This window comes from Rugamonas violacea (assembly GCF_016461825.1).
GTDB lineage: Bacteria > Pseudomonadota > Gammaproteobacteria > Burkholderiales > Burkholderiaceae_D > Rugamonas.
This window is the reverse complement of the sequence record NZ_JAEMNU010000145.1, coordinates 49152-73844: the sequence shown is the minus strand read 5'-3', so window position 1 is coordinate 73844 and position 24693 is coordinate 49152. Positions and strand designations below refer to the sequence as shown.

The window sequence follows — 24693 nt, the reverse complement described above, 5'->3', positions numbered from 1 at the left end:
AATGTCTTTCGCTTTCTTGTTGCCATGTATCACTCCTCAGATGGTGGATTTTCCACCTATTGAGGTGTCCAGGCAAATTAGACCACAGCAAGCATCGTCCTCCGAGCGCGAGCGCTTCTTTCCTGCCGCTAGACGTTCCAGCCCGCCAATGCCGAAGAACACCGAAGCAGGAAGGTCCTTATGTGTCGCGGCATACGCCTTTTCGCGGTCGAACATCACCCCAGCGTCATACCAGAGCGACGGACTGCCGAGGATGTAATGATCGAAAGTACGCGGCTCGGTCAGTAAAATCTGCGGGCCAAGCAGACTGCCATACGAATGGCCAATGAAGACCTTGCGCGCCATGTCCACACGGTAGTTACTCGCGATGAACGGAAACACTTCGCCAGAGACGAACTTGCCGTATGCCGCAGCCTCGCCAAACGCAGCTTGCCGCCCCGGCGTATCCGAACGATAGTCATTGTTGCGCGGCACGGTAGGCGTGTAATCGCGGCGGCGACTGAAAACCCCGCCATCACCTTTTGCATATGACAGGCCGACCACGACCACTTCTTCCATCCCCGCATGCTTGTTCAGGCGCTGTGCAATATTGCGTACGACCGGAAACGAATAGTTGGCGTCGACGACGAACAGTACCGGATAGCGTTTGTTACCCTCTCGATAGGAGTCGGGCAAGGCCACAAAGACTTAATAGTCCCGCTTCAAGGCTTGTGCGTGGATGTCTCGCACTTCGGTGTTCTCGAGCGCAAAGCTAGACGGCTGGCTTGTGGTGGCAGCAATGGCACTGCCCGACAAACAGCTGAGCGCGATTAGCAGGCTAACAATTTTCAAATAGGTTTTCCTTCATTTCCCGAAAAATTTCCGCAGTCCCCACAGCATGGCCGTAGCAACGATGACGCCAATCAAAGTCACCCCGATGTAGTGCATCGCAAGTGAATTCACTGTATTACCAGACGTGCCTGAGATATTTCCTGTGACGCCGATATTGGAGAAAGTCGAACTGAGACACATAGCCATTATCATGTACATCCCGAATAAACCTATCGAGGAAAACCACCAAGGGCTTGCAATCTTCTCTCGCCAAATATACCAGAAGCCTGCTACCTGAATTAGCGGCAGCACTAGGCTGATGACCATCACGTTACCGAGGATAGAGTCCATCATGCAAAAATTCTCCCGATTTATTATTACGCCAGACACTCGTTACGACGAACGGCGACAACTGGCGTTTTCAGCATCTACTTTGAGGTGCTGTTGTCCGTGGTGGGTTTAAGATTTACATCAGTCCATCCTGGTCGCAGGCCAGCCGCGAACTCTTCCCTGACCTTTGCCAACGCACCCTCATCAGCCATATCTGCTTCGATTTCACCGATACAATCCCAACAGTCGCCCCCACAGTCAATCGAAAGGAGATCGTTTTTTTGATTCGAAATTCTGCCACATATGCCACAAGATTTATCCACATCTAGTGCCGATTTTAAAAAAATCGTTTCCAGATTTTAGCCGTCCTCAGCCAAGCGAGAAAGCTCGAAATCGGATTAAGATGCACGAAAATTCCCCGTGCGTCGAACACCGTAGGCGACAAATTCAGCATATGCCATCAAAAGAGGTAATGCGATAAGCGCAAAGCCATAAGTGGCGACAACCGGGGGAATCCAAAGAAGCAATACCCCTAAAAATGCCCCTAATTTCACCGCTTTATATGCCGCTGCGCCAAAGAGCCAGCCTTGCAGTAAACCGAAGAAGAAGCCGCTCGCAATCAAACCGGCCACACTTAGCGCAACATTCGGCTTCTCCAAATGGACGAAGAAATAGTACCCGCTGAATGCACTCGTCAGAAAACTAAAAACGATAATAAAGAGTCTTTGTGTCAGCCGCATCGCAAGTATCCCGACTCGCCTCCGCAGAAGCGCTCATTGTTCGATTATATTTTCCTGTTCGAACACTCATGTCGCAGCGATGCCACGGCTGCTCCTCGACGGAAACAGACCGAACACCAACACCCGCTTTTCGCGGGTCACAGTAAGCTATCGAACGGGAGGCGAAAAGCCGATTATTTCATATTCAGCAACACGCTGGCCGGATATTTCGGCGCCCGCCAGTGCAACGTGGCCTGCTCGAAGGCATAGGCCATCTGTATCAAGGCCGCCTCGCTATAGGCCGTGCCAACGAAGGACAGCCCCACCGGCCGGCCGCAGACCTGCCCGGCCGGCACCGTCACATGCGGATACTCGGCCAGCTCGGCCGGCGCGCACGATGGCGCCACCAGCGCGTCGAGCCGCTGCTGCGCCATCAGCGCGTCCAGCGCGCCGGGCGGCAACGCGCCGGCCTGTCCGCCCTGCCCCAGATGCACGTCGACCAGTTGCGCGCCCTGCAGCAGCAAGGCTTGCAAGGCGTCGGCAATGACCAGATCGAGCTCTTCGCTACGGCCGAAGAAATCGCGCACCACGCCGATGCGGCGCTCGCCCAGCCCGCCCTTGTTGAGGGCGGCGCTGTAATCGACCACCCGGCCGACGCTGGCCTGGGTCGCCGGATCGGCGCTGTCGACGCCGGCCATCACGGCCAGCATCAGCGCCGCGTCGGCCACGCTGCGCGCCAGCGGACCGGGCGCGTCCTGGCGCAACGCCAGTGCGACGATGCCGCCGCGGCTGACCAAGCCCAGGGTGGGCTTGATGCCGACCAGTCCGCAGAAGGAGGCCGGCGCGACGCAGGCGCCGTCCGTTTCCGTGCCCACCGCCAGCGTCGCCAGTCCGGCGGCGATGGCGGCGCCGGCGCCGCTGCGGCGCCGCTCGGGCAGATAGCCGCCGTCGGCCGCCATGCCCCGGCCCGGCAACAGCTCGCCGGATTGCGTGTCGCGCCATTCGCTGCGGCTGGTCTTGCCGATGATGACGGCGCCGGCGGCGCGCAGTTGCGCCGCGACGTGGGCGTCGCTGGCGGCGCGTTCGCCGGAGGCGGTGCTCATCCTATCGGCCGTGGCGATATTGTCTTTGAGCAGAACGGGAATGCCGTGCAAGGGTCCGCGCAGGCGCTTGAGGGCGCGTTCGCGGTCCATCTCCAGGGCGATCTTCAGGGCTTCGGGGTTGACTTCGATGAGCGACTGGCGCCGCGTGCCGCTGCCGTCGATGGTCTTGATGCGGGCCAGATATTGCGAGGTCAGCCAATGCGAGGTCAGCTTGCCGGCCTGCATCAATTCCTGCTGTTCCTGCACGCCGGCGTCAAGGATGGGACTGGCGCCGAGCTTGGGGGTGATCCTGGGCAGCGAGGCCGCCCCTTGCGCGCGATCGGACTGCGCCGTGGTGCCGGCAGACAGTCCCATCCGAACGAAATCCCTGCGATCCATGCCATCCTCGTGAGTGCTTGTATCAAGTTTCCGCAATTGCGTGCGAATAGCTTACCAGCAAGAAGGTTTCCAAACAACAAAATTGCTACTAAGAATAGAACATTCTTTAAGATCACGTGTTACAAAAGAAACACCGTCCGATCGATCCTTTGACGAATAAAAAAAGCACGCCGGCAAATGCGGGCGTGCTTTTTTTGCAAACGGCCGAAAGGCCGCCGGCGAACGTGTTGGTGCTTAGTTGCGCACTACGCGCTTGTACTCGTTGGTGCGGGTGTCGATTTCGATGACGTCGTCTTGCGAAACGAACAGCGGCACTTGAACGATGTGGCGATGCGCTTCGATGGCGTTTTCGATCTTGGCTTCTTTCAGGACGTTGCCCGAAGTGTTGCCCTTGACCGCAGGCTCCGAGTAGACGATCTGGCGCGCAATGGTGGTTGGCAGCTCGACCGAGATGGCCTTGCCGTCGTAGAACACCGCTTCGCATTCCATGCCGTCCTTCAGGTAATGCAGTGCATCGCCCAGGTTCTCTTCTTCGATTTCGTACTGTTCGTAGTCGGAATCCATGAAGACGAACAGTGGATCGGCGAAGTACGAGTAGGTCACTGGCTTCTTATCCAGCACAACGACGTCGAACTTGTCGTCGCCGCGGAACACGTTTTCCAGCGGGCTGTTGGTCAGAAGATTCTTCATCTTCCATTTGTAAGTGAAGCCCGTGCGGCTCGAACCGTTGACATCAGAACGCAACACGATCATAGGCTTGCTATCAACCATAATGATGTTGCCAACACGAATTTCTTTTGCAGGTTTCATAAAGAGTGTACGTAAAAAGTGGGTTGCGTAAAAATCATCTGCCGCCGTCGGACTTGGCGCCCTAGGCTCACGTTTGATCGAGTTAAAAATACGGTAGAAATTAACCGAACATTATACCTTCTTTTTATCCGGCCACCGACCTCAGCGAACAGGCAAACTGCAGCAAATTGCCGCTCATGTCGCCGTTTGCCATCATTTTCTGCTGCCAGGCCTCGGTCAGGCTGCCCATTTGCGGCATGTCGGCGCGGAAGGCGGACCACAGGGCCGCCCAGCCATCCTGCTGCGGCGCGGCCTCGGCGCCGTTCCAGCACAGCGCGAAGCGGATCAGGCTGTCGATGTCGCCGGCGTAGCGGCCCAGGAAGGCACGCAATTTTACATGATGCAGATTCTCGTCCTGCGGATAAATATGCCAGACGAAGGGCCGGCCGGCCCACTGCGCGCGCACAAACGAGTCCTCGCCGCGCACCAGGTTCAGGTCGCAGGCCCACAACAGCTTGTCGTAGTCCGGCTGGGCGACGAAGGGCAGCACGCGCACGCGCAGCGAGCCGACGGTGCGCGCCGCGCCGGCTTGCGCCGCCGCGCCAAGGAAGGCCTGCACCGTTTCGCTGGCCACGCCCTCGGGCACCAGGCAGGTGACGGCTTCGTCGCCCTGCTGCCAGGCTTCGAACAAGGCCGCCACCGGCGCGTGCGGGTAGCAAAACAGCGACACCTTGGTCGACGCCATCTCCTCCGCCGTCACACCGAACGGCGCCAGGAAGGCCGCCATCGCCGCCGGATCGGACTGGAACTGGCGGCGCCGCTGCTCCAGGCCGGCCTCGCGCAGCAGGCCGCCGGTCTTGTCGGTGAAGCCGGGGAAGAAGAAGTGCTTGGTCAGCGACAGGCGCGGATGCGACGACGGCAGGGTGTGGCAACCTTCGACCCACTCTTCGGCGCTCAGCCCCTCCAGGTTGAACCACACCGGGCGCGGCTGGCACTGCGCCATCGCGGCGATGTAGCCGGGCGGGATGTCGACGGCGAAGAACTCGATGACGATATCGGCGATGTCCTCGGGCGCGAACACGCCGTCCTGGTCGCGCCAGTGGCGCACCGCCACGCCGGCGATCTGCTGCGTCTCGGCGCCCACCACCACTTCAGGACAGAGGCGGCGGAAACTGGCTAGGTCGTCGACCCACAGGGTGACGGCGATGCCGTGCTCCTGCCGCAACTGGCGGGCGAAACGCCAGCAGATGCCGATGTCGCCGAAATTGTCGACGACCTTGCAGAACAGGGCCAGGGTGCGTGCTTGATGTGTGTTCGGGGACATAGATGCTCAGGCGGAACGGGAGGAAATGATACGCAGCTGGACGGTTTGTTGCAGGCGGTCGCGGGCACGCAATGGGCGCGTCCAAGGCCGCCATTCTAACCGATTTCGGCATGCATTCAATCCGGCCGGCAAGAAGGCTGGCGCATTTTTCAACTACACCGGCCGGGTTTGATCCCGCCCATGACGCCGCCGGCCACAAGGTGCGAGGCTGGTCCCTCCCCCCAACCACATTACCGCCGAGGTGATTCCCATGAGCTCCGCCAACCCCACATCGCTACACGGCCTGACCGACAACGGCCTGGGCGGATTCTCCCGCCTGCTCGCCGCCGACCCCGACCAGCCGGCGCCGCAGGAACTGATCGACCTGGCCGCCGAGCAGGGCATGGCCGACGTCGAGGAACAACCGGGCGACCGGCCCGATCCCGAGGAAAACCTGTACGTCCCCGCCGGCTACACCTATCTGGGCCAGTTCGCCGACCACGACCTGAGCTTCGACACCAGCTCGACACTGGACCCGATGGACCACAGCCGCCCCGGCAACCGGCGCACGCCCTGCTTCGACCTGGACAGCCTGTACGGCCTCGGCCCGCTCGCCTCGCCGTATATGTACCGCGACGGCATCCGCCTGATCGAAGGCGTCGACGACCTGCCGCGCCAGGGCGGCCGCGCCATCGTCGGCGATCCGCGCAACGACGAGAACTCCATCATCTGCAATCTGCACATGGCCTTCATCCGCTTCCACAACGCCGTCGCCGACCGGCTGGAGGCGGCCCGGCCCGCGCTGAAAGACAGCCGCCAGTTGTTCGACCTGACGCGCAACGAAGTGCGCTGGACCTACCAGCGCATCCTGGTCGAGGATTTCCTACCTCGCATCGTCAGCAACGAGACGCTGCAAGCCTTCGAGCACCGCCGCGACCCGACGCCGCGCGGCCTGTCGCGCAACCTCGCCGCCTTCGCCCTGTACACGCCGGACAAGCGCGGCGCCATTCCGCTGGAGTTCTCCGCCGCCGCCTACCGCTTCGGCCACTCCATGGTGCGCACCGGCTACCAGTTGAACGAGCGCTTCGGCGCCCTCATTTTCGCCAAGAACGAAGCGCAGCCGAACCCGGACCATTCCCTGATCGGCATGCAGCCGCTGCCGCCGAACCACGTGATCGACGACTGGGGCCTGTTCTTCCCCCGCCCCGACGGCCGCAGCCGCTCCGGCACGCCCGGCGACAAGGACGCGCAAAACGACGAGGGCGCCGAGGGCGACCTGCGGCGGCTGCAATTCGCTTACCGGATCGACACCACCTTCGTCAATCCGCTGGCCTACCTGCCGCCGCCGGTGGTCAACGGCGACAGCATCGTCAACCTGGGCGCGCGCAACCTGCTGCGCGGCCGCAAGCTGCAACTGCCCTGCGGCCAGGCGGTCGGCGAGGCGCTCGGCGTGCCGCAGCTCGACCCCTGCCATCTGGTGTTGCGCGACAAGAGCGCCGGCGGCGACCGACAAACCTTCAAGGCCCTGCCGGCCACGCTGCTCGCCAAGACGCCGCTGTGGTTCTACATCCTGGCCGAGGCGCAGGCGCCGCTGGTCGACTGGTGGTTGCGCCGCCCGCTGGACGGCGACGGCCGGCCGCAAGCCTTCTCCGAACAGGAACTGCTGGCGGCGGCCAGTCCGACGGCGACGCAATTGGGCGAGACGGGCGGCAGGATTGTGCTGGAGGTGTTCCACGGCCTGCTCGACGCCGACCCGGAGTCCTACCGCAACCATCCGCTGGCCGCCGACTGGTCGCCGCAGCTCAAGGAAATGCGCATGTGGCATTTGCTCCACCAGCTGTGGGCCTGAACCGCCGGCCAAAACGAAAAAAGCCGCGCTAGTTGCCTAGCGCGGCTTTTTCTTGTCGCTCCGATGGAGCTTGACTGGCGTCCCCAAGGGGATTCGAACCCCTGTACTCACCGTGAAAGGGTGATGTCCTAGGCCTCTAGACGATGGGGACAGAAATCTGTCCTTGGATGCCCACTTGCACATCCAGACCTGATACAACAACTACTTCAGCTTGCCGCCAAATCCTGGCGTCCCCAAGGGGATTCGAACCCCTGTACTCACCGTGAAAGGGTGATGTCCTAGGCCTCTAGACGATGGGGACCCGGCGGTCATTTCGAGTCTTTACCAGCCCTCAAAAAAGCGTGCGCGAATCATAGCACAGCGCAAGAATGCAAATCAATAGAATCGACGGCTTTTTACGCTTTTTACCAATCAAATTGGTATCGAAACAACATTGCATGCGAAAAATATGCGGCACGGCCCTGGCCGCGCCAAACGCGCAGGCAAATGCGTAGGCAAATGCGCGGACAAAGCGAGCGGACACAAAAAAGCCGCTCTCGGCGGCTTGATCGATCAAATCATTTTTTGGCGTCCCCAAGGGGATTCGAACCCCTGTACTCACCGTGAAAGGGTGATGTCCTAGGCCTCTAGACGATGGGGACAAACATATTTCTGCGCCAATGGTGGAGGTAAACGGGATCGAACCGATGACCTCTTGCATGCCATGCAAGCGCTCTCCCAGCTGAGCTATACCCCCCCGGGCGCAGAAATCACAACAGCCGCTGTGGGCGACTTCGCATCCTCTGCAGGATGCTTTCACTACTACCAACACCGTTGGCGTCTCCAGGGGGATTCGAACCCCCGTACTCACCGTGAAAGGGTGATGTCCTAGGCCTCTAGACGATGGAGACTCATGTCCGTTTGTTTCTGCGCCATTGGTGGAGGTAAACGGGATCGAACCGATGACCTCTTGCATGCCATGCAAGCGCTCTCCCAGCTGAGCTATACCCCCCGGGCGCAGAAATCAATATACCGCTTGCGCGATCTCGTGCTCTTCTACAAAGCACTACTTTTTTACCACTCTTACCACTACCAGCGTCAGCTGGCGTCCCCAAGGGGATTCGAACCCCTGTACTCACCGTGAAAGGGTGATGTCCTAGGCCTCTAGACGATGGGGACCAGGAACTACCGACAACATTTTACTGCTTCACACACTACCTACTTCTACGCTGGTGGTGGAGGTAAACGGGATCGAACCGATGACCTCTTGCATGCCATGCAAGCGCTCTCCCAGCTGAGCTATACCCCCTCTGGCGTAGAAATAATAAAAGCCGCACGGGGCGACTTTTGTTTCACTACTTGTTTCAAATCCAGCATGAAGCCAAACTTCCAACAATCAGTACAAACAACGGTCAATCTACATCCACTACTAAAACTCTGGCGTCCCCAAGGGGATTCGAACCCCTGTACTCACCGTGAAAGGGTGATGTCCTAGGCCTCTAGACGATGGGGACCCTGAACAACTATTCTGCAGCGCTATTTACAAACTACCGGAACCGACTGCTTCCCGATGTTGGTGGAGGTAAACGGGATCGAACCGATGACCTCTTGCATGCCATGCAAGCGCTCTCCCAGCTGAGCTATACCCCCGTTTGCTGCAGAAACAAGAGTATAGCAAAGGATCTTCACTCTGCAAATACCCTTTTGCAACTTTGCAGATTTATTCTCCGTACCCGCTCATTCGGCGCGATGATGGGTACGTTGAAAACGCCTGAATTCGCCGCTCCGCACCGGCGAAAGCCGATGCCGAGCGGCAGGTTCTTACAACTACTATTAAAAAAACTTCAAAAACTGCAAAATTGTCGTTCCCGCGTAGGCGGGAACCTATGCTGAGCCAATGGACATGCGGCGTATGGATTCCCGCCTACGCGGCGGTCCGCCGATGCGGAATGACGGCTTTTCGAAGTAGCCTTAAAGAAACTTCGCCAGGCGCGCCAGGATCGCCTCGCGGCCAAAGATCTGCAACACCGCGTCGATGGCCGGCGTCTGCAACTGGCCGGTGACGATCAAGCGCAAGGGCATGGCGATCTGCGGCATCTTCAGCGTGTTGGCGGCCAGCACTTCCTTGATCATCGCGGCCAGCGCCTCCTTGCTCCACTCCACCGTGGCGCAGCGCTCGGCGAACTGGGCCAGCGCCGGCTTGACGGCGTCGGTCAGGTGCTGGGTCAGCAGCGCCGCGTCCGGCTTCGGCTCGCGGTAGAACAGCATGGCGGCGTCGGCCAGCTCGTTGGTGGTGTTGACGCGCTCCTTCATCAGCGCCAGCACGGCCGGCAACGCCGGCGCGCCGTCGAACTGGGCGCCGTCGGCCAGCATGCGCGGCGTGACCAGCTTGGCCAGGCGCTCGTTGTCGGCTTGCTTAATATAGTGGTTGTTCAGCCAAGCCAGCTTTTCGTTGTTGAATTGGGCCGCCGAGCGGGTCAGGTGGTCCAGGTTGAACCACTCGCAGAACTGCTCCATCGAGAACACTTCGTCGTCGCCATGGCTCCAGCCCATGCGCGCCAGGTAGTTCAGCATCGCTTCCGGCAGATAGCCCTGCGCCGGGTAGTCCATCACGCTGACGGCGCCGTGGCGCTTGGACAGCTTCTCGCCGTCGGAACCCAGGATCATCGGCAGGTGGCCGTACAGCGGCAGCGGCGCGCCGATCGCGCGCAGGATGTTGATCTGGCGTGGCGTGTTGTTCACGTGGTCGTCGCCGCGCAGCACGTGGGTGATGCCCATGTCCCAGTCGTCGACGGCGACGCAGAAGTTATAGGTTGGCGTGCCGTCCGGACGGGCGATGACCAGATCGTCCATCTCCTTGTTGCCGATGGTGATGGTGCCTTTGACCACGTCGTCCCAGCTCACTTCGCCGTCCAGCGGGTTTTTGAAACGCACCACCGGCTTGCGCTCGGCGGGAACCGGCGGCAGGGTCTTGCCGGCTTCCGGGCGCCAAGTGCCGTCGTAGCGCGGCTTGTCGCCAGCCGCGCGCATGCGCTCGCGCATCGCTTCGACTTCTTCCGGCGAGGAATAGCACAGGTAGGCGGTGCCGGCTTCCAGCATCTGCGCCACGACTTCGCGGTAGCGGTCCATGCGTTGCATCTGATAGAACGGACCTTCGTCGTGGTCCAGGCCGAGCCATTGCATGCCTTCGATGATGGCCTGCACCGCTTCCGGCGTGGAACGCTCAAGGTCGGTGTCTTCGATGCGCAGCACGAAGGTGCCGCCGAAGTGGCGGGCGAAGGCCCAGGAGTACAGCGCCGTGCGGGCGCCGCCCAGGTGGAGGTAGCCGGTCGGGCTGGGAGCGAAACGGGTGCGGACGGGCTTGGCGGTGGCAGTGGTCATCGAGGTAGGGAAGCTTATATGTAAAAGAAGCTATTTTACCGCGTTGCCAGGGTACGGCCTAGCCGCCCTGCCCGCCGTCGTTCCCGCGCACGCGGGAACCCATGCTGCGCGCGCCATCCAATACGGGATGCGCCGTATGGGTCCCCGCTTTCGCGAGGACGACGGCGAGATTCTCGAGGACGACGGCGAGTTTCGCGAGGACGACGGCGAGTTTCTTGAGGGCGACAGTTACTTGACGGTGACCTTGATGCCCTTGCTCAGGCCGGGACCATACGATTGGTGCGCACCGTTGGCGAACTGCATGGTCAAGGTGTAGGTGCCGGGCGGCAGCTTGACTTCGGCCTCGGTCTGACCCTTGCCGAAGTGCAGGTGGGTCTCGTCGAAAGGCACCGACTCGCCGGCCTTGATCGGATCGGCGTTGATCAGCAGATGATGGTGACCGGTATTGGCGCTCATGTCGCCGGCCGGTTTGACGTCCATACCGCTGACGGCGAACTTGACCTTGAACGGGCTGCTGACGGTGGCGCCGTCGATCGGCTCGACAAACGAGACCGATTGCGCCAGCGCGCCAGCCGCCACGCCGCCGCCCAGCACGGCAGCCAGCAACACGCGGCGGCTCAGGCGGGCGACGGAAAATGCGCTCATCAGATTTTTCTTCATTTATATCTCCTATGGGTGGACAAACGGGGCACTAAACAAAATGACAACACTATACCCCGAACCGAACGGCCGGGCCAGTACCGGCCCGACCCCTTACCTCAGTCGTTCTTGATGACGATGCTAGGGAACTTGCTGGTCATGTCCTTGGCCTTCTCAGCCACCTGCACGGCGATCTTGCGGGCGATGTCCTTGTAGATAGCCGCCACCGGACCGTCCGGCTCGGCCACCACGGTCGGCTTGCCGGAATCGGTCTGCTGACGGATCGCCATGGTCAGCGGCAGCGCGCCGAGGAACTCGACGCCGAAGTCGGCGCACATCTTGGCGCCGCCGCCGGAACCGAAGATTTCCTCGGCGTGGCCGCAGTTCGAGCAGATATGCGTGCTCATGTTCTCCACGATGCCGAGGATCGGAATGCCGACCTTCTCGAACATCTTCAAACCCTTGCGCGCGTCCAGCAGGGCGATGTCCTGCGGCGTGGTGACGATCACCGCGCCCGTCACCGGCACTTTTTGCGACAAGGTCAGCTGGATGTCGCCGGTGCCCGGCGGCATGTCAACGATCAGGTAATCCAGATCGCGCCAGTTGGTCTGCTCCAACAACTGCTGCAGGGCCTGGGTGACCATCGGGCCGCGCCACACCATCGGCTCGTCCGGGTCGATCATGAAGCCGATCGACGACACCTGCAGACCGTAGTTCTCCAGCGGCTCCATGGTCTTGCCGTCCTTGGTGACCGGCTTGCCGCTGACGCCCAGCATCATCGGCTGCGACGGGCCGTAGATGTCGGCGTCCAGCACGCCGACCGAGGCGCCCTCGGCGGCCAAGGCCAGCGCCAGGTTGACGGCGGTGGTCGACTTGCCGACGCCGCCCTTGCCGGAGGCCACGGCGATGATGTTCTTCACGTTCGGCATCAGCTTCAGGCCGCGCTGCACGGTGTGCGAGATGACCTTCGAGGCCACGCCCACCGTCACCGCACCGACACCCGGCAGCGCCTGCACGGCCGCCGTCACGCTGGCGCGGATCGCCTCGAACTGGCTCTTGGCCGGGTAGCCCAGCTCGATGTCGAGCGAGACGGCGTTGCCCTCGACCTTCAAATTCTTCACCGCCTTGCCGGACACGAAGTCCTTTGTTGTATTGGGATCAACAACTTTTGACAATGCCGCCTTGACGTCTTCTACTGTGATGCTCATGAAAATCTCCGTATGTGATGCCGCAGTCTAGCGCAAAATAGCCATAATTACAGGATTCCCCCTGCCGCCGAAGTGCCCACCAAGGGCATCCGCTGTTAAAATGCCTGTTTCCTCCACCCACAAAGTGCATCAATCATGACCCGCAAGCTGTTCGTCACCACTGCCCTGCCTTATGCAAACGCCGCCTTCCACATTGGCCACATGATGGAATACATCCAGGCCGACATCTGGGTCCGTTTCCAGCGAATGCAGCGCGACGGCGCCGGACTGCGCGAGGTGCACTTTGTCGGCGCCGACGACACCCACGGCACGCCGATCATGATCGCCGCCGAGAAGGAAGGCATCACGCCGCAGGAGTTCGTCGCCAAGATCGCCGCCGGCCGCGCCCAATACCTCGACGGCTTCCACATCGCCTTCGACAACTGGTATTCGACCGACTCGCCGGAAAACGTCGAGCTGTCGCAGGGCATCTACCGCAAGCTGCGCGACACCGGCCTGATCTCCACCAAGGTCGTCGACCGCTTCTTCGACCCGGTCAAGGGCATGTTCCTGGCCGACCGCAACATCAAGGGCGAATGCCCGAAATGCGGCGCCAAGGACCAATACGGCGACAACTGCGAAGTCTGCGGCGCGGCCTACCAGCCGACCGAACTGGTCAACCCCTTCTCGGTGTTCACCGGCTCGACGCCCATCCTCAAGCCGTCGGAGCAGTACTTCTTCAAGCTGTCCGACCCGCGCTGCTTCGAGTTCCTCAAGGATTGGCTGAACACCCCGGGCCGCTTGCAGCCGGAAATGGTCAACAAGGTCAGCGAATGGCTGGGCGAAGCCGGCGAGAAGCTGGCCGACTGGGACATTTCACGCGACGCGCCCTACTTCGGCATCCCGATTCCCGACGCGCCGGGCAAGTTCTTCTACGTCTGGCTGGACGCGCCGGTCGGCTACCTGGCCAGCCTGAAAAACTACTGCCAGAAAAAGGGCATCGACTTCGACGCCCTGCTCAAGGACCCGGCCACCGAACAGATCCACTTCATCGGCAAGGACATCGTTTCCTTCCACCTGCTGTTCTGGCCGGCGATGCTGAAATTCGCCGACCATCCGGTGATAGCCAAGCTGAAGGTCAACGTGCACGGCCACCTGACCGTCAACAACGAAAAAATGTCCAAGTCGCGCGGCACCGGCATCTCGCCGCTGCGCTACCTGAACCTGGGCATGAACCCGGAATGGCTGCGCTACTACATCGCCTTCAAACTGAACTCCAAGGTGGAAGACCTGGACTTCACCGGCGACGACTTCGTGGCGCGGGTGAATAGCGACCTGATCGGCAAATACGTCAACATCGCCAGCCGCTGCGCCGGCTTCATCGCCAAGAAATTCGACGGCAAGCTGGCCGCCACCTTGTCGGCAGGCGCCCAGGGCTGGATCCAGCGCGCGCTGACCACCACCGACGGCAAGGAACGCCAGGCCAGCATCGCCCACCACTTCGAGCACCGCGAATTCGGCAAGGCGCTGCGCGAGATCATGGAGATCGCCGACATCACCAACCAGTACGTCGACGAGAACAAGCCGTGGATCCTGGCCAAGGATGCCGACAAGACCGCCGAGCTGCACGACGTCTGCACCGCCGCGCTGATCCTGTTCCGCCAGCTGACCATCCTGCTGTCGCCGGTGCTGCCGGGCGTGGCCGCCAACGTGGCCAAGTTCCTCAACGACGAGCAACTGCTCTGGGCCGACACCGACGTCGCCAGCGGCATCGTCTCGCAGGCCATGCTGGGCCGCACCATCGGCGCCTACAACCACCTGATGACCCGGGTCGACGCCAAGATGATCGAGGAGCTGTTCGACGCGCCCGCCCCGGCCGCCGGCGCCACCGGCGCAATCGCCGCGCCGGCCGCCAAGGCCGCCGGACCTGCCGCCGTGGCCGCCGCCGTGGCCCCGCTCGACGGCGTCGAAGCGCTGGCGCCGGAGATCAAGATCGACGACTTCATGAAGATCGACCTGCGCGTCGCCAAGATCGTCAACTGCGAGCACGTCGACGGTTCCGACAAGCTGCTGCGCCTGACCCTGGACGTCGGCGAAGGCCGCCTGCGCAACGTCTTCTCCGGCATCAAATCGATGTACCAGCCGGAAGAGCTGGTCGGCAAGCTGACCGTGATGGTGGCCAACCTGGCGCCGCGCAAGATGAAATTCGGCGTCTCCGAAGGCATGGTGCTGGCCGGTTCGGCGGCCGACGAGAAGGCCAACCCTGGCATCTACATCCTCAACCCGTGGCCGGGCGCCGAGCCGGGCATGCGCATCCGCTAAGGACCGTCGATGAACATCGTGGTGCGCGAAGCAAACAATGACGATGCCAGACTGATCGCCGAGCTCACGCGCTCGGCGTGGGCCGGCAAGGTCAACGTCACCTCGAGTGGCCACAGAGAAACCGCCGTACTCGTCGCGCAGCACCTGCGCGACGGCGGCGGTTTTATCTTGTTGATCGACGAGGTGCCGGTCGGCTCGGTGCGTTGGCTGCCGCTCGACGCCGAGCCGGACGTGTGGGAAATCCTGCGCATGGGCGTGATCGCCGCGCGGCGCGGCAGCAACCTGTCGCAGCATTTGCTGGAGGCGGTGATCCACCACGGCCTGACCTGCGGCATCGAGGAGTTGCGCCTGGCCGTGCGCAGCGACCAGCCCAAACTGATCGACTTCTACACCGCCTTCGAGTTCGAGCTGGCCGAGGAGCTGGAATACAGCCACGCCAACCCGATGGAGCCGCCGCCGCTGGTGATGCGGCGCCAGCTGCGGCATTAAAATTGGCATCAGGTCGTGACGTTTCTTTCAGCGGACTGCAGATTGATCTGACACCAAACCAGCCTTGTCGCTTTATAAATTAATGCGCTATTTCTTCCCCACTTTCCTCTTTATCAGAACTCCAATCAATGCGGCCACATTTCCAATAAAAAGATATTTAAAAGCCATTAACCCATTTGCATGCGAATGATCGGCGACGTACCAACCAACTAAACCGCCTATGCTCCCTACAATTAGCGTCTTCAAGATGATCATTTCCTCTCTCCTGATTTTTCATTCGCATCCAAACAATGATTCGGAAACCATGTGAAGGCCGCCTCATTTACTATCTAGGCGGCACAGATGACCCGCTGAGATGAAGCCGCCAAATGCGCCTCCAAATGCACACACGACGAACGCCAGTGGCCCACCAAAAAAACCACCAATGGCTCCTGCCATCGCCCCTCCCATCACCGCATTCGTGCACGGCGTATCTACTGGTGCGACCTGACCACGGCTCCCCATTGCACCCGAAATCGCCTGAATCTCCACCAAGTTCAATTGTTTCATTTCGTTCTCCATCAAATGTCTTAGAAAAATCCAATTTTTCCTACACCTTGAACGCTTCCGAACAAGTTATCGGAAAGAAGGCGTTGAATGCCTCCCTAAGCTCAGTTTAAGAGAACTCGAAACTTAGATATTGATACCAGGCAAATTAAGTGAAATTTTTGCAATTATTATGCATAAATAATCATAAACCTACGGGCAATGAACGAATGTAGCTGTCAAGTCCGGTCTGATAATAGACGCGTCTAACGAATAGTTCCAGCTTGCGACGTTGCCATTCGTTGAGCGCCTGGATCGGCGTTGTCGAGCCGATGGCGCGCTGCATCCAGCGCATGGCTTGGTCGATGGCCAGAAACAAGCAGAGGCGCGAGGTCTCGTCGGGCATCTGAGGCTGGTACTTGAATATCTACGTGCGGGAAGCTCAGCTCATAGTCATTGAAGGTCTTTTCGGCCGAGATCGCTTCATCCTCGCCTAACCTACTGCGTCGAGGAGCTGCGCCTGGCCGTGCGCAGCGACCAACCCAAGCTGATCGACGTCTACACCGCTTTCGAGTTCGAGCTGGCCGAGGAGCTGGAATACAGCCACGCCAACCCGATGGAGCCGCCGCCGCTGGTGATGCGGCGCCAGTTGCGCCACTAAGCCCCGCGCCACCCCAAAGGCGCACCTGGGGTCGGACCCAGCGGGTCCGACCCCGGCTCTCCGCCTCAGGGTGGTTGTATAGCCGCCGGCGTCTTAACCGAGCGGCATCGGCGTGAACGCGCGCCTCAGCGGCGCGACGACACCACGATTCCGCCGACGATCAAGGCGAACGCCGCCAGGTGGTAGCCGTGCGGCGCCTCGCCGAGGAAGGCCGACGACATCAGCGCGGCGAACAGCGGCGTCAGATTGCTGAAGAAGGCACCCACGCTGGGGCCGGCCTGCTGCACGCCGGCGCCCCAGCAACGGAAGGCGATCACCGCCGGGCCGATCGCCACATACGCCAGCGCCGCCGCCAGGGTCCAACTCCACTGCACCTGGGCGCTGCCGACGGCCCACTCGCCCGCCGCGAAGGCGCCCGACCAAAGCACGCCGAAGGCCACCTGCGCCGCCAAAAAGCCGGCCCAGTCGGCGCGTATCTGCTGCGGCAACTTGGAGCGCGTCAACAGCCAGCTGTACAGCGACCAGGCGATGGTCGCCAGGATCATGAAGACGTCGCCGGCCACCAGGCGCAGTTCGAGCAGATGGACCCACTCGCCGCGCGCCAGCACCAACAACACGCCGCCGATCGACAGCACGGCACCGGCCATCTGGCGGCGCGACACCTTGACGCCGAAGAACATCCAACCCGTCAACATCATCCACACCGGCATGCCCGAGGCCACCAGCGTGACGTTGATCGGCGTCGAGCTTTGCAGCGCCAGGTATTGCAGCGCGTTGTAGATGCCGATGCCCAGCAGGCCGAGCAGCGCGAAGCGGCGCCAGTGCGGCCATACCGGGCCGTCGCGGCGGAACACCGGGCCGGCCAGCGGCAGCAGGATCAGCAGGGCGATGGCCCAGCGCAGGAAGTTGAGCAGGATGGGCGGCACGGCCTCGTGCACCAGGCGGCCGACGATGGCGTTGCCGGCCCACAGCAAGGGAGCCAGGGTCAACATGAGGGCGACTTTGGGCGTGAGGCGGTGGTTCATGCGGGCGGCTGGTTTTTGGCAAAGGCACAGCATACGCGATTCACCTGTCGCCGTCCCGCGACAGTGCGCCGCAATAACTTGAAATCGTGCCAATAAAGGGTAGGATGAGACGGGCTTTGTCGACCGTATCCGAGGAGAAACGATGAAAACCATTTCCCCCAGCATGCTGGCCCTGCCCTTGTTTTGCTGCGCCGCGACATCGGCCATGGCGCAGGCGCAGGCCCAGGCCCAGCCCCAGACCCAGCAAAACAATGTGCGCCTGTACGGCCTGGTCGACGTCTACGCCGCCAGCGCCAGCGGCGGCAGCGGCGTGAGCGGCGTCGGCGGCGGCCGCAGCACGCTCGTCAACAACGGCGGCATGACCACCTCCTACTGGGGCGTGGCCGGCACGGAACAATTGGGCGACGGCCTGTCCGCCCAGTTCGCGCTGGAGAGTTTCTTCCGCGCCGACACCGGCGAGGCCGGCCGGGTGCCCGGCGAGGCGCTGTTTTCCCGCGCCGCCTATGTCGGCCTGGCCGGCAACTGGGGCACGCTGCGCCTGGGACGGCTGCCCAATCCCCTGTTCGTCGCCACCTCCTACGCCAACCCCTTCGGTTTTTCGACCCGCCTGTCGCCGTTTGTCGACCAGTTGTGGAGCGTGCCCTTCGGCAGCGCCATCGTCGGCGACACCGGCTGGAACAACGCCCTGGCCTACCTGTCGCCCACCGTCGGCGGCGTCAGCCTGACGCTGCAGGGCAACCTGGGCGAAGGCGCCGCCACCAGCTACGGCAACAACAAGGCGGCGGTGCTGCGCTACACCGGCGCGGCGCTGGCGCTGACGGCGGCGGCCCAGCGCGTCAGCAACGGCCTCAACATCAGCGCCGCCGCGCCCTCGCAAAGCGTGTATTTCGCCGCCGCCAGCTACGACTTCAACATCGTCAAGTTGTACGCCGGCTACAACCGCGCCAATACCGAAGTCAGCGGCCGACGCACGCGCACCGGCCACCTCGGCCTGTCCTTGCCGGCCGGCGCCGGCAGCTGGATGCTGGCCTGGGCCCGCTCGCGCGAGAGTTCGGCGCTCAAGGCGGCCTTCCACCGCGACACCGCCAGCGCCGGCTACGACCACAACCTGTCGCTGCGCACCGACCTGTACTCGGTTTTCCTCCACGACAAGCTGAGCAACGCCGCCGCCGGCAACACCCTGGCGCTGGGCCTGCGCCACAAGTTTTGAACCGGCCGGCGGCGCCCGCCGTGCGCGGCGCGGCCGCCGGATTGCCCGCCGGCAGCGATAGAATTACCGCCGCCGCGCCGGGCGCGGTAAAATACGCGCTACTGATCCATCCACATTGAATCCATGAAACTGACCAAACAACATCAGATGTACGAATCCGAGCACACTTTGTTCATCAAAGAGCTGAAGGCCAAGAATCCGGGCATGGAAGAAGGCCAACGCGCCGGCCGCGCCCTGCTGTGGGACAAGGCGCCGGTGTCGCTGTCGGAACAAGAGCGCCAGCTTGAATCGGCCGTCAAGCAACAAGCTTACGTCTACCAAAACAAGGTCTAACAGCCCGGGGCGGCTAGGATGTTGCCAGAAGAAACGGCCAGCGCCACGGCGCTGACGCCGGCTGACGAGGCTATCGCGCTGCTCGACACGCCGCCCACCGGCGCCGCCGAGCCGGCGCCCGCCGCCGTCGGCGCCGCCACCACGGCGGAGCCGGACACAACGGCCACCGCCGCCACTGTGGCCGCCGCCGCCGCAACCGAGACGCCGGCCGCCGACACCGCGCTGGCCCGCCTGTACGGCGAGCCGATGCTGCGCATGCCGACCGACCTGTACATTCCGCCCGACGCGCTGGAGATCTTCCTCGACGCCTTCGAAGGCCCGCTCGATCTGCTGCTCTACCTGATCCGCAAGCAAAACTTCAACATCCTCGACATCCCGATGGCGCAGGTCACCCTGCAATACCTGAAATATGTCGACCAGATCCGCCTGTCGAACCTGGAGCTGGCCGCCGAGTACCTGCTGATGGCGGCCATGCTGATCGAGATCAAGTCGCGCATGCTGCTGCCGCCGCGCCACAGCGAGATCCTGGACGACCCCGACTTCGACCCGCGCGCCGACCTGGTGCGCCGCCTGCTCGAATACGAGCAGATCAAGCTGGCCGCCTACGACCTGAACACCGTGCCGCAGCTGGAGCGCGACTTCGTCCGGCCGCGCGTGTTCATCGAGCAGGGCATGGAGCAGCACTGGCCCGAGGTCGAGCCGATCGACCTGCAGCGCGCCTGGCTCGACGTGTTCAAGCGCGCCAAGCTGACCCAGCACCACCACATCAGCCGCGAGGAGTTGTCGGTGCGGGAGCACATGACCTCGATCCTGCGCAAGTTACAATCGTCGCGCTTCATCGAGTTCGCCGACCTGTTCGACATCGCCGGCGGCGTGCCGGTGGTGGTGGTCAACTTTGTCGCCCTGCTCGAGCTGGCCAAGGAAACCCTGATCGAGATCACCCAGGCCGAGCCGTTCGCGCCGATCTACGTGCGCCTGGCGTATTCGCCGGCCTGAGCCGCGACGCCGCGCCCTCCCCCTATTCCCCATTACGCCCAGCGCGAAAGCATGCCATGAAAATCATCTCCTCCATTGAAGAACTGCGCGACCAACTGAGCGGTCAACTGCGCACCGCCTTCGTCCCCACCATGGGCAATCTGCACGAAGGCCACCTGTCGCTGATGCGCCTGGCGCGCAAGCACGGCGACCCGGTGGTCGCCTCGATCTTCGTCAACCGCCTGCAGTTCGGCCCCGGCGAGGACTTCGAAAAATACCCGCGCACCTTCCAGGCCGACGTCGAGAAGCTGGAGAAGGAAGGCGTCTACGTGCTGTTCGCGCCGACCGAGAAAGACTTGTACCCGGAACCGCAGGAGTTCCGCATCCGCCCGCCCGAGGACCTGGGCAACACGCTGGAGGGCGAGTTCCGCCCCGGCTTCTTCACCGGCGTGACCACGGTGGTGATGAAGCTGTTCGCCTGCGTGCAGCCGCGCGTGGCCGTGTTCGGCAAGAAGGATTACCAGCAGTTGATGATCATCCGCAACATGAGCCGCCAGTTCGCCCTGCCCACCGAGATCATCGCCGCCGAGACCTACCGCGCCGAGGACGGCCTGGCCCTGTCGTCGCGCAATATGTACCTGTCGGAAAACGAGCGCGCCGAGGCGCCGGCCCTGTACCAGGCGCTCAACTTCGTCGCCGGCGAAATGCGCGCCGGCCACCTCGACATCGCCCAGCTGGAACGCAAGGCGATGGACGAGCTGGCCAAGCGCGGCTGGAACCCGGACTACATCTCGATCCGCAAGCGCATCGACCTGCAAGCGCCGAGCGCCGGCGACCTGGCCCAGGGCGCGCCGCTGGTGGTGCTGGCCGCGGCCAAGCTGGGCGGCACCCGCCTGATCGACAATCTGGAAATCTAGGCCGGCCGGCGCAACCCGGCGGCGCAACCCAGCGGCAAAACCTGGGGTCGGACCCGCCGGGTCCGACCCCGGCCCTTCGCCCTTGGGTGAAAAGACTCCCCCTAGGTCGCCACGTTCTGCGCCCAGGCCAGCGCCGACAGGTGGGCCTGGTTGACGTCCTGCGGACTCAGCCCCAGCGAATGGGCCAGCGCGGCCACCAGCGAGGAATTGAGTTCGCAGGCCTCGGCCAGCGCCAGATACGGGCCGTACTTGCCGCCCCGCGTCAGCAGCGCCGCCACCACGTCGTCGGCCAGCTGGATCGACTCCAGCACCTGTTCCATCGGCATGCCGAGCAGGCGGTCGAGCAGCGAGAACATGCCGGCGACAAAAATGTTCTCCGCCTCGCTCTTGCCCAGCGCGGCCTGGCCGAGCAACTCGGCCAGGCGGCCGCGCACCACCGCCGTTTCCAGCAGCACCGGCGAATAACCGTTGCTGCTGGCGGTGGCCAGCAACAGGGTCAGCCAGCGGTACAGCGGCGAATAGCCCAACAGGGCCAGGGCCTGGCGCAGCGACTGCACCTCGCGCCCGGCGCCGAAGCCGGCCGAATTGATAAATCTCAATAGTTTGTAGGACAAGGTGGCGTCGCGCTTGAGCACCGCCTCGATCTGCGCCACGTCGGCGTTCTGCCGCACCATCTGCATCAGTTGCAGGATGATGGTCTGGGCCGGGTTCATGCCCTTCGCCACGCTGCCCGGCCGCGGCGTCAGGTGCAGCTTGCCGACGAAGGCGTCCAGGCCGAGGGCGGCGCAGACGTCGAAGTCGGCCCAGTTGCCCACCGGCCGGCCGACCATGCGCACCGCCGCCTGCTTCAACGCGGCGTAGTTGCGCGCCTGGGCCGCCAGGTCGGCGCCGGTGAAGCGCACCTCGACATGCGAGGCGACGCCGGCCAGCCCCTTGCCGAGCTTGGCCAGGTCGGCCTGGCGCAGCAAAATGCCGACGCCGCCGGCGCGCAGCGCCCGCACGGCGGCCAGGGTGGCCGGATCGGCCAGCGTGGCGGTCTGGATCGACAGCACGGTGTGTTCGGGGGGCATGTTGTGCAGCGCGTCGGTCGACAGCATCGCCGGCACCGCTTGCAGGAACAGGGTCTTGTCGCGCAGCAGCCAGCCGTCGTCCGGATGGTTGACCCGGCCGGCGACGAAGCCGACCAAGGCCTCCAGCGCCGCCGGCGCGGCCACGCCGGGCGCGCCGTCCTGCCAGCTCAGCTCATAGCCGAGCACCCGCTGTTGCGGATCGAGCAGCGGTTCGCGGACGAGGAAATTGGTCTGGTGCATGGCGAGCGCGGCGTCCGCGGTCCGGTGAAACAGCCTGCTGGCACGCGGCCGGCGCCCCTGAGGCGGGCCGCCCTTGCGCCGCGGACTCGCCACGGCCGCCTGGGCGGACGTCGATGCCGCTCCCAGCAGGAGAGCCGGCACCGGCCCCCGCCGGGGCGGGGGCGACGCGATCCTGACTTAGAAGCCGAGACTGTCGAGCAGGTCGTCGACCTGCTCCTGGTCGGCCACAACGCCCTCGCCGCCCGGGTCGATCTGCGGACCGTTGAGCAAGCCGTTGTCGAGTTCCTTCTTCAGCTGTTCCGGCGCGAAGTCGATCAACATCTGCACCAGTTGCTGCTCCACGTTCTGGGCGATCGAGGTGACCTTCTTGATCACCTGTCCCGTCAGATCCTGGAAATCCTGCGCCATCATGATGTCCATCAAATGCGACTTCGTGCCGACCGTGTGGCCGCCCGTCGCGCCCAAGGTGGCGATGGTCTGCCGCGCCAGCGCGCGCCAATCCCGCTCGCCGGCGTCGCCGTCGAGCAACATCTGCCAGGAGCCGCTCAGCTGCCTGGCGTCGGACTGGATCTGGTCCTGCAGCGGGCCGGCCGCGTCGGTGGCGTTGAGCACCTTCTGCGCGGCGTCCTCGCTGAGGCGGGCGACATACTCGAGGCGATCGCGCGCGTCCGGCATGTCGGACGCGGCCTTCTCGATCAGCTTGTCCAGACCAAGACCGCGCAAGTTCTCGTGCAAGGCCCGCGTCATGTGGCCGATGCGCGACAAGAACTCCTCGTTCGGCTCCACCATTGCTGCCTGCATGGCGCCGTTGTCTTGCTCGGCCATCATCAAGCTCCGAGTTTTTCGAAGATCTTGTTCAGCTTTTCATCCAGCGTCGCCGCCGTGAATGGCTTGACCACATAGCCGTTGGCGCCGGCCTGGGCCGCCGCGATGATGTTTTCCTTCTTCGCTTCGGCGGTCACCATCAACACCGGCAACTTGGCCAGCGCCGGATCGGCACGAATGTTCTGCAACATGGTCAGACCGTCCATGTTCGGCATGTTCCAGTCGGACACCACGAAGTCGAACGATTCGGCGCGCAGCTTGGCCAGCGCCATGACGCCATCCTCCGCCTCGTCGACATTGGCATAACCCAGTTCTTTCAACAGATTCCGGACAATGCGGCGCATCGTCGAAAAATCGTCAACAACTAAAAATTTCATCTTTGGATCAGCCATGAATTACTCCGTTGTTTCTTCTTACGCGGTTGTTAATAGTGTCTACAATTGCCAGCAAGTTGTAGGATAGCATTTCCGTTGCCCGGGGGGCGAACAAAGTAACAGGAAAACCTCGCCTATCGCGTATTAAACACGCAAAGCGCGCATGCCGTGCGCCGCCAGGTAGCCCAGCACCATGCCGGGCAGCGCCTGCAGCGCGCCGACCTCGTGGGTGGCGCCCACCGCGATGGCCTCGCGCGGCATGCCGAACACCACGCAACTGGCCTCGTCCTGGGCGAAATTATACGCCCCGGCCGTCTTCATCTCCAGCATGCCGAGGGCGCCGTCCTTGCCCATGCCGGTCAGGATCACGCCGACCGCGTTCTTGCCGGCGCACTGGGCCGCCGAGCGGAACAGCACGTCGACCGAGGGGCGGTGGCGGTTGACCGGCTCGCCCTGGTCGATCTTGGTCATGTAGTTGGCGCCGCTGCGGGTCAGGGTCAGGTGCGAGTGGCCCGGGGCGATGTAGGCGTGGCCCGGCAGCACCCGCTCGTTGCCGGCCGCCTCGCTCACCGAGATCTTGCACAGCGTGTCGAGGCGCTTGGCGAAGGAGCGCGTGAAGCCCTCCGGCATGTGTTGGGTGATCAGGATGCCGGGGCAGTCCGACGGCATCTGCATGAGGAACTCGCGGATCGCCTCGGTGCCGCCGGTCGAGGCGCCGATGATGATCAGCTTCTCCGACGAGGTCAGCGGGTTGCGCAGCTGCGGCAGCTGGCCGGCGGCGGCGTCGCCGGGCTGCGGCAGGGTGCGGGCGCGGATGCGCGCCTTCGAGGCGGCGCGGATCTTGTCGGCGATCAGTTCGGTGTACTCGCGCATCCCGGTCTGGATCGAGATCTTCGGCTTGGTGACGAAGTCGACCGCGCCCAGCTCCAGCGCGCGCATGGTGATCTCCGAGCCGCGCTCGGTCAGCGAGGACACCATCACCACCGGCATCGGCCGCAGCCGCATCAGCTTCTCGAGGAAATCGAGGCCGTCCATCTTCGGCATCTCGACGTCGAGGGTCAGCACGTCGGGGTTGGTCTGCTTGATCAACTCGCGCGCCACCAGGGGGTCGGGGGCCACGCCGACCACCTCCATGTCGGGCTGGCTGCTGATAATTTCGGTCATGACACTGCGGATCAGGGCGGAGTCATCGACGATCAGGACTTTGATCTTCATAGCGCTACTTTCTTATTCTGGTTCAAACACGGCGCGCCGCCCGGC

25 protein-coding genes, 10 tRNA genes and 1 pseudogene are annotated in these 24693 nt (G+C 62.8%); 8 read left to right on the top strand and 28 right to left on the bottom strand.

Annotated features, from left to right (window positions below; all coding sequences use genetic code 11):
• Positions 1-36: 36 nt before the first annotated feature.
• The 6 genes from H7U20_RS27395 to earP all read right to left on the bottom strand — a co-directional run bounded on the left by H7U20_RS27395 (position 37) and on the right by earP (position 5453).
• Entirely contained in the window at positions 37-681 is a 645-nt protein-coding gene (locus H7U20_RS27395) for an alpha/beta hydrolase (protein ID WP_370593266.1), read from the bottom strand.
• A gap of 162 nt (positions 682-843) precedes the next feature.
• Complete coding sequence (locus H7U20_RS27390) at positions 844-1164, bottom strand: hypothetical protein (RefSeq protein WP_199762302.1); 321 nt, start codon at positions 1162-1164, stop codon at positions 844-846.
• A 374-nt stretch (positions 1165-1538) separates the two neighbouring features.
• A complete protein-coding gene (locus tag H7U20_RS27385; protein ID WP_199762301.1) occupies positions 1539-1880 on the bottom strand; it encodes a hypothetical protein in 342 nt (113 codons plus the stop codon).
• A gap of 173 nt (positions 1881-2053) precedes the next feature.
• The gene (locus tag H7U20_RS27380) at positions 2054-3316 is read right to left on the bottom strand and encodes an amidase family protein (RefSeq protein ID WP_233411133.1); all 1263 of its coding nucleotides are present in this window, start codon (positions 3314-3316) and stop codon (positions 2054-2056) included.
• 258 nt (positions 3317-3574) lie between these two features.
• On the bottom strand, positions 3575-4150 hold the full coding sequence (locus tag H7U20_RS27375; RefSeq protein WP_199762299.1) for an elongation factor P: 576 nt from the start codon (positions 4148-4150) through the stop codon (positions 3575-3577).
• 124 nt (positions 4151-4274) lie between these two features.
• The gene (gene earP, locus H7U20_RS27370; RefSeq protein ID WP_199762298.1) at positions 4275-5453 is read right to left on the bottom strand and encodes an elongation factor P maturation arginine rhamnosyltransferase EarP; all 1179 of its coding nucleotides are present in this window, start codon (positions 5451-5453) and stop codon (positions 4275-4277) included.
• 250 nt (positions 5454-5703) lie between these two features.
• On the opposite strand from earP, the gene H7U20_RS27365 reads away from it, so the two are divergent.
• A complete protein-coding gene (locus H7U20_RS27365) occupies positions 5704-7281 on the top strand; it encodes a peroxidase family protein (RefSeq protein ID WP_199762297.1) in 1578 nt (525 codons plus the stop codon).
• A 75-nt stretch (positions 7282-7356) separates the two neighbouring features.
• On the opposite strand, the gene H7U20_RS27360 is transcribed toward H7U20_RS27365, so the two are convergent.
• The 14 genes from H7U20_RS27360 to apbC all read right to left on the bottom strand — a co-directional run bounded on the left by H7U20_RS27360 (position 7357) and on the right by apbC (position 12488).
• Positions 7357-7432 (bottom strand) — tRNA-Glu (locus H7U20_RS27360).
• 74 nt (positions 7433-7506) lie between these two features.
• Positions 7507-7582: transfer RNA gene (locus H7U20_RS27355), tRNA-Glu, on the bottom strand.
• Between the two features lie 30 nt (positions 7583-7612).
• Positions 7613-7837, bottom strand: coding sequence for a hypothetical protein (locus H7U20_RS27350; protein ID WP_199762296.1), 225 nt, complete (start codon positions 7835-7837; stop codon positions 7613-7615).
• 9 nt (positions 7838-7846) lie between these two features.
• Positions 7847-7922, bottom strand: a tRNA-Glu gene (locus H7U20_RS27345).
• A gap of 19 nt (positions 7923-7941) precedes the next feature.
• Positions 7942-8017 (bottom strand) — tRNA-Ala (locus H7U20_RS27340).
• A gap of 78 nt (positions 8018-8095) precedes the next feature.
• A tRNA-Glu gene (locus H7U20_RS27335) sits at positions 8096-8171 on the bottom strand.
• A gap of 25 nt (positions 8172-8196) precedes the next feature.
• Positions 8197-8272: transfer RNA gene (locus H7U20_RS27330), tRNA-Ala, on the bottom strand.
• Positions 8273-8363: 91 nt separating this feature from the next.
• Positions 8364-8439 (bottom strand) — tRNA-Glu (locus H7U20_RS27325).
• Positions 8440-8493: 54 nt separating this feature from the next.
• Positions 8494-8569, bottom strand: a tRNA-Ala gene (locus tag H7U20_RS27320).
• Positions 8570-8698: 129 nt separating this feature from the next.
• Positions 8699-8774, bottom strand: a tRNA-Glu gene (locus H7U20_RS27315).
• A gap of 60 nt (positions 8775-8834) precedes the next feature.
• Positions 8835-8910, bottom strand: a tRNA-Ala gene (locus H7U20_RS27310).
• Between the two features lie 321 nt (positions 8911-9231).
• On the bottom strand, positions 9232-10641 hold the full coding sequence (gltX, locus tag H7U20_RS27305; protein ID WP_199762295.1) for a glutamate--tRNA ligase: 1410 nt from the start codon (positions 10639-10641) through the stop codon (positions 9232-9234).
• Between the two features lie 228 nt (positions 10642-10869).
• Positions 10870-11286: a DUF4399 domain-containing protein gene (locus H7U20_RS27300; protein WP_199762294.1), complete on the bottom strand. Its 417-nt coding sequence runs from the start codon at positions 11284-11286 to the stop codon at positions 10870-10872.
• Between the two features lie 113 nt (positions 11287-11399).
• A complete protein-coding gene (gene apbC / locus H7U20_RS27295; protein WP_199762293.1) occupies positions 11400-12488 on the bottom strand; it encodes an iron-sulfur cluster carrier protein ApbC in 1089 nt (362 codons plus the stop codon).
• Between the two features lie 135 nt (positions 12489-12623).
• On the opposite strand from apbC, the gene metG reads away from it, so the two are divergent.
• Positions 12624-14789: a methionine--tRNA ligase gene (metG, locus tag H7U20_RS27290; protein ID WP_199762292.1), complete on the top strand. Its 2166-nt coding sequence runs from the start codon at positions 12624-12626 to the stop codon at positions 14787-14789.
• A gap of 9 nt (positions 14790-14798) precedes the next feature.
• Positions 14799-15278 carry a GNAT family N-acetyltransferase gene (locus H7U20_RS27285; protein WP_199762291.1) on the top strand — a complete coding sequence of 160 codons (480 nt, stop codon included), beginning with the start codon at positions 14799-14801 and terminating at the stop codon, positions 15276-15278.
• Between the two features lie 87 nt (positions 15279-15365).
• Here H7U20_RS27285 and H7U20_RS27280 read toward each other — a convergent pair whose 3' ends face one another.
• From H7U20_RS27280 to H7U20_RS31040, 3 genes are all read right to left on the bottom strand, one after another.
• Positions 15366-15533 (bottom strand): hypothetical protein, encoded by a 168-nt coding sequence (locus tag H7U20_RS27280; protein WP_199762290.1) that lies wholly within the window; start codon positions 15531-15533, stop codon positions 15366-15368.
• Between the two features lie 63 nt (positions 15534-15596).
• Positions 15597-15827 carry a hypothetical protein gene (locus H7U20_RS27275; RefSeq protein WP_199762289.1) on the bottom strand — a complete coding sequence of 77 codons (231 nt, stop codon included), beginning with the start codon at positions 15825-15827 and terminating at the stop codon, positions 15597-15599.
• Between the two features lie 181 nt (positions 15828-16008).
• Entirely contained in the window at positions 16009-16209 is a 201-nt protein-coding gene (locus H7U20_RS31040) for a hypothetical protein (protein WP_199762288.1), read from the bottom strand.
• 96 nt (positions 16210-16305) lie between these two features.
• Here H7U20_RS31040 and H7U20_RS27265 point away from each other — a divergent pair.
• Positions 16306-16464, top strand: a pseudogene (locus H7U20_RS27265) (GNAT family N-acetyltransferase); the annotation flags it as partial.
• 125 nt (positions 16465-16589) lie between these two features.
• On the opposite strand, the gene H7U20_RS27260 reads toward H7U20_RS27265, so the two are convergent.
• Positions 16590-17489 (bottom strand): DMT family transporter, encoded by a 900-nt coding sequence (locus tag H7U20_RS27260; RefSeq protein ID WP_199762287.1) that lies wholly within the window; start codon positions 17487-17489, stop codon positions 16590-16592.
• Positions 17490-17631: 142 nt separating this feature from the next.
• On the opposite strand from H7U20_RS27260, the gene H7U20_RS27255 reads away from it, so the two are divergent.
• The 4 genes from H7U20_RS27255 (at position 17632) to panC (ending at position 20924) form a co-directional block, all read left to right on the top strand.
• Complete coding sequence (locus tag H7U20_RS27255) at positions 17632-18699, top strand: porin (protein WP_199762286.1); 1068 nt, start codon at positions 17632-17634, stop codon at positions 18697-18699.
• A gap of 123 nt (positions 18700-18822) precedes the next feature.
• Positions 18823-19032: a DUF3460 family protein gene (locus H7U20_RS27250; RefSeq protein WP_093387128.1), complete on the top strand. Its 210-nt coding sequence runs from the start codon at positions 18823-18825 to the stop codon at positions 19030-19032.
• 18 nt (positions 19033-19050) lie between these two features.
• Positions 19051-20028, top strand: a complete 978-nt coding sequence (locus tag H7U20_RS27245) for a segregation and condensation protein A (protein WP_233411132.1) — start codon at positions 19051-19053, stop codon at positions 20026-20028.
• A gap of 56 nt (positions 20029-20084) precedes the next feature.
• Positions 20085-20924 (top strand): pantoate--beta-alanine ligase, encoded by an 840-nt coding sequence (gene panC / locus H7U20_RS27240; RefSeq protein ID WP_199762285.1) that lies wholly within the window; start codon positions 20085-20087, stop codon positions 20922-20924.
• A gap of 101 nt (positions 20925-21025) precedes the next feature.
• Here panC and H7U20_RS27235 read toward each other — a convergent pair whose 3' ends face one another.
• The 4 genes from H7U20_RS27235 to H7U20_RS27220 all read right to left on the bottom strand — a co-directional run bounded on the left by H7U20_RS27235 (position 21026) and on the right by H7U20_RS27220 (position 24648).
• Positions 21026-22234: an EAL and HDOD domain-containing protein gene (locus tag H7U20_RS27235; protein WP_199762284.1), complete on the bottom strand. Its 1209-nt coding sequence runs from the start codon at positions 22232-22234 to the stop codon at positions 21026-21028.
• A 177-nt stretch (positions 22235-22411) separates the two neighbouring features.
• On the bottom strand, positions 22412-23062 hold the full coding sequence (gene cheZ, locus H7U20_RS27230; protein ID WP_199762283.1) for a protein phosphatase CheZ: 651 nt from the start codon (positions 23060-23062) through the stop codon (positions 22412-22414).
• Entirely contained in the window at positions 23062-23451 is a 390-nt protein-coding gene (gene cheY, locus H7U20_RS27225) for a chemotaxis response regulator CheY (protein ID WP_008450066.1), read from the bottom strand. The genes cheZ and cheY overlap by 1 nt, the downstream gene beginning before the upstream one ends.
• Before the next feature lie 126 nt (positions 23452-23577).
• The gene (locus tag H7U20_RS27220; protein ID WP_199762282.1) at positions 23578-24648 is read right to left on the bottom strand and encodes a protein-glutamate methylesterase/protein-glutamine glutaminase; all 1071 of its coding nucleotides are present in this window, start codon (positions 24646-24648) and stop codon (positions 23578-23580) included.
• Positions 24649-24693 lie beyond the last annotated feature (45 nt).

What these genes read in the sequence shown, in the direction of transcription:
- H7U20_RS27390 (WP_199762302.1), bottom strand. Translation starts at nt 1,164, where the DNA reads ATGATGGACTCTATCCTCGGTAACGTGATGGTCATCAGCCTAGTGCTG.
- H7U20_RS27385 (WP_199762301.1), bottom strand. Translation starts at nt 1,880, where the DNA reads ATGCGGCTGACACAAAGACTCTTTATTATCGTTTTTAGTTTTCTGACG.
- H7U20_RS27380 (WP_233411133.1), bottom strand. Translation starts at nt 3,316, where the DNA reads ATGGGACTGTCTGCCGGCACCACGGCGCAGTCCGATCGCGCGCAAGGG.
- H7U20_RS27375 (WP_199762299.1), bottom strand. Translation starts at nt 4,150, where the DNA reads ATGAAACCTGCAAAAGAAATTCGTGTTGGCAACATCATTATGGTTGAT.
- earP (WP_199762298.1), bottom strand. Translation starts at nt 5,453, where the DNA reads ATGTCCCCGAACACACATCAAGCACGCACCCTGGCCCTGTTCTGCAAG.
- H7U20_RS27365 (WP_199762297.1), top strand. Translation starts at nt 5,704, where the DNA reads ATGAGCTCCGCCAACCCCACATCGCTACACGGCCTGACCGACAACGGC.
- gltX (WP_199762295.1), bottom strand. Translation starts at nt 10,641, where the DNA reads ATGACCACTGCCACCGCCAAGCCCGTCCGCACCCGTTTCGCTCCCAGC.
- H7U20_RS27300 (WP_199762294.1), bottom strand. Translation starts at nt 11,286, where the DNA reads ATGAGCGCATTTTCCGTCGCCCGCCTGAGCCGCCGCGTGTTGCTGGCT.
- apbC (WP_199762293.1), bottom strand. Translation starts at nt 12,488, where the DNA reads ATGAGCATCACAGTAGAAGACGTCAAGGCGGCATTGTCAAAAGTTGTT.
- metG (WP_199762292.1), top strand. Translation starts at nt 12,624, where the DNA reads ATGACCCGCAAGCTGTTCGTCACCACTGCCCTGCCTTATGCAAACGCC.
- H7U20_RS27285 (WP_199762291.1), top strand. Translation starts at nt 14,799, where the DNA reads ATGAACATCGTGGTGCGCGAAGCAAACAATGACGATGCCAGACTGATC.
- H7U20_RS27280 (WP_199762290.1), bottom strand. Translation starts at nt 15,533, where the DNA reads ATGATCATCTTGAAGACGCTAATTGTAGGGAGCATAGGCGGTTTAGTT.
- H7U20_RS27275 (WP_199762289.1), bottom strand. Translation starts at nt 15,827, where the DNA reads ATGAAACAATTGAACTTGGTGGAGATTCAGGCGATTTCGGGTGCAATG.
- H7U20_RS31040 (WP_199762288.1), bottom strand. Translation starts at nt 16,209, where the DNA reads ATGCCCGACGAGACCTCGCGCCTCTGCTTGTTTCTGGCCATCGACCAA.
- H7U20_RS27260 (WP_199762287.1), bottom strand. Translation starts at nt 17,489, where the DNA reads ATGAACCACCGCCTCACGCCCAAAGTCGCCCTCATGTTGACCCTGGCT.
- H7U20_RS27255 (WP_199762286.1), top strand. Translation starts at nt 17,632, where the DNA reads ATGAAAACCATTTCCCCCAGCATGCTGGCCCTGCCCTTGTTTTGCTGC.
- H7U20_RS27250 (WP_093387128.1), top strand. Translation starts at nt 18,823, where the DNA reads ATGAAACTGACCAAACAACATCAGATGTACGAATCCGAGCACACTTTG.
- H7U20_RS27245 (WP_233411132.1), top strand. Translation starts at nt 19,051, where the DNA reads ATGTTGCCAGAAGAAACGGCCAGCGCCACGGCGCTGACGCCGGCTGAC.
- panC (WP_199762285.1), top strand. Translation starts at nt 20,085, where the DNA reads ATGAAAATCATCTCCTCCATTGAAGAACTGCGCGACCAACTGAGCGGT.
- H7U20_RS27235 (WP_199762284.1), bottom strand. Translation starts at nt 22,234, where the DNA reads ATGCACCAGACCAATTTCCTCGTCCGCGAACCGCTGCTCGATCCGCAA.
- cheZ (WP_199762283.1), bottom strand. Translation starts at nt 23,062, where the DNA reads ATGATGGCCGAGCAAGACAACGGCGCCATGCAGGCAGCAATGGTGGAG.
- cheY (WP_008450066.1), bottom strand. Translation starts at nt 23,451, where the DNA reads ATGGCTGATCCAAAGATGAAATTTTTAGTTGTTGACGATTTTTCGACG.
- H7U20_RS27220 (WP_199762282.1), bottom strand. Translation starts at nt 24,648, where the DNA reads ATGAAGATCAAAGTCCTGATCGTCGATGACTCCGCCCTGATCCGCAGT.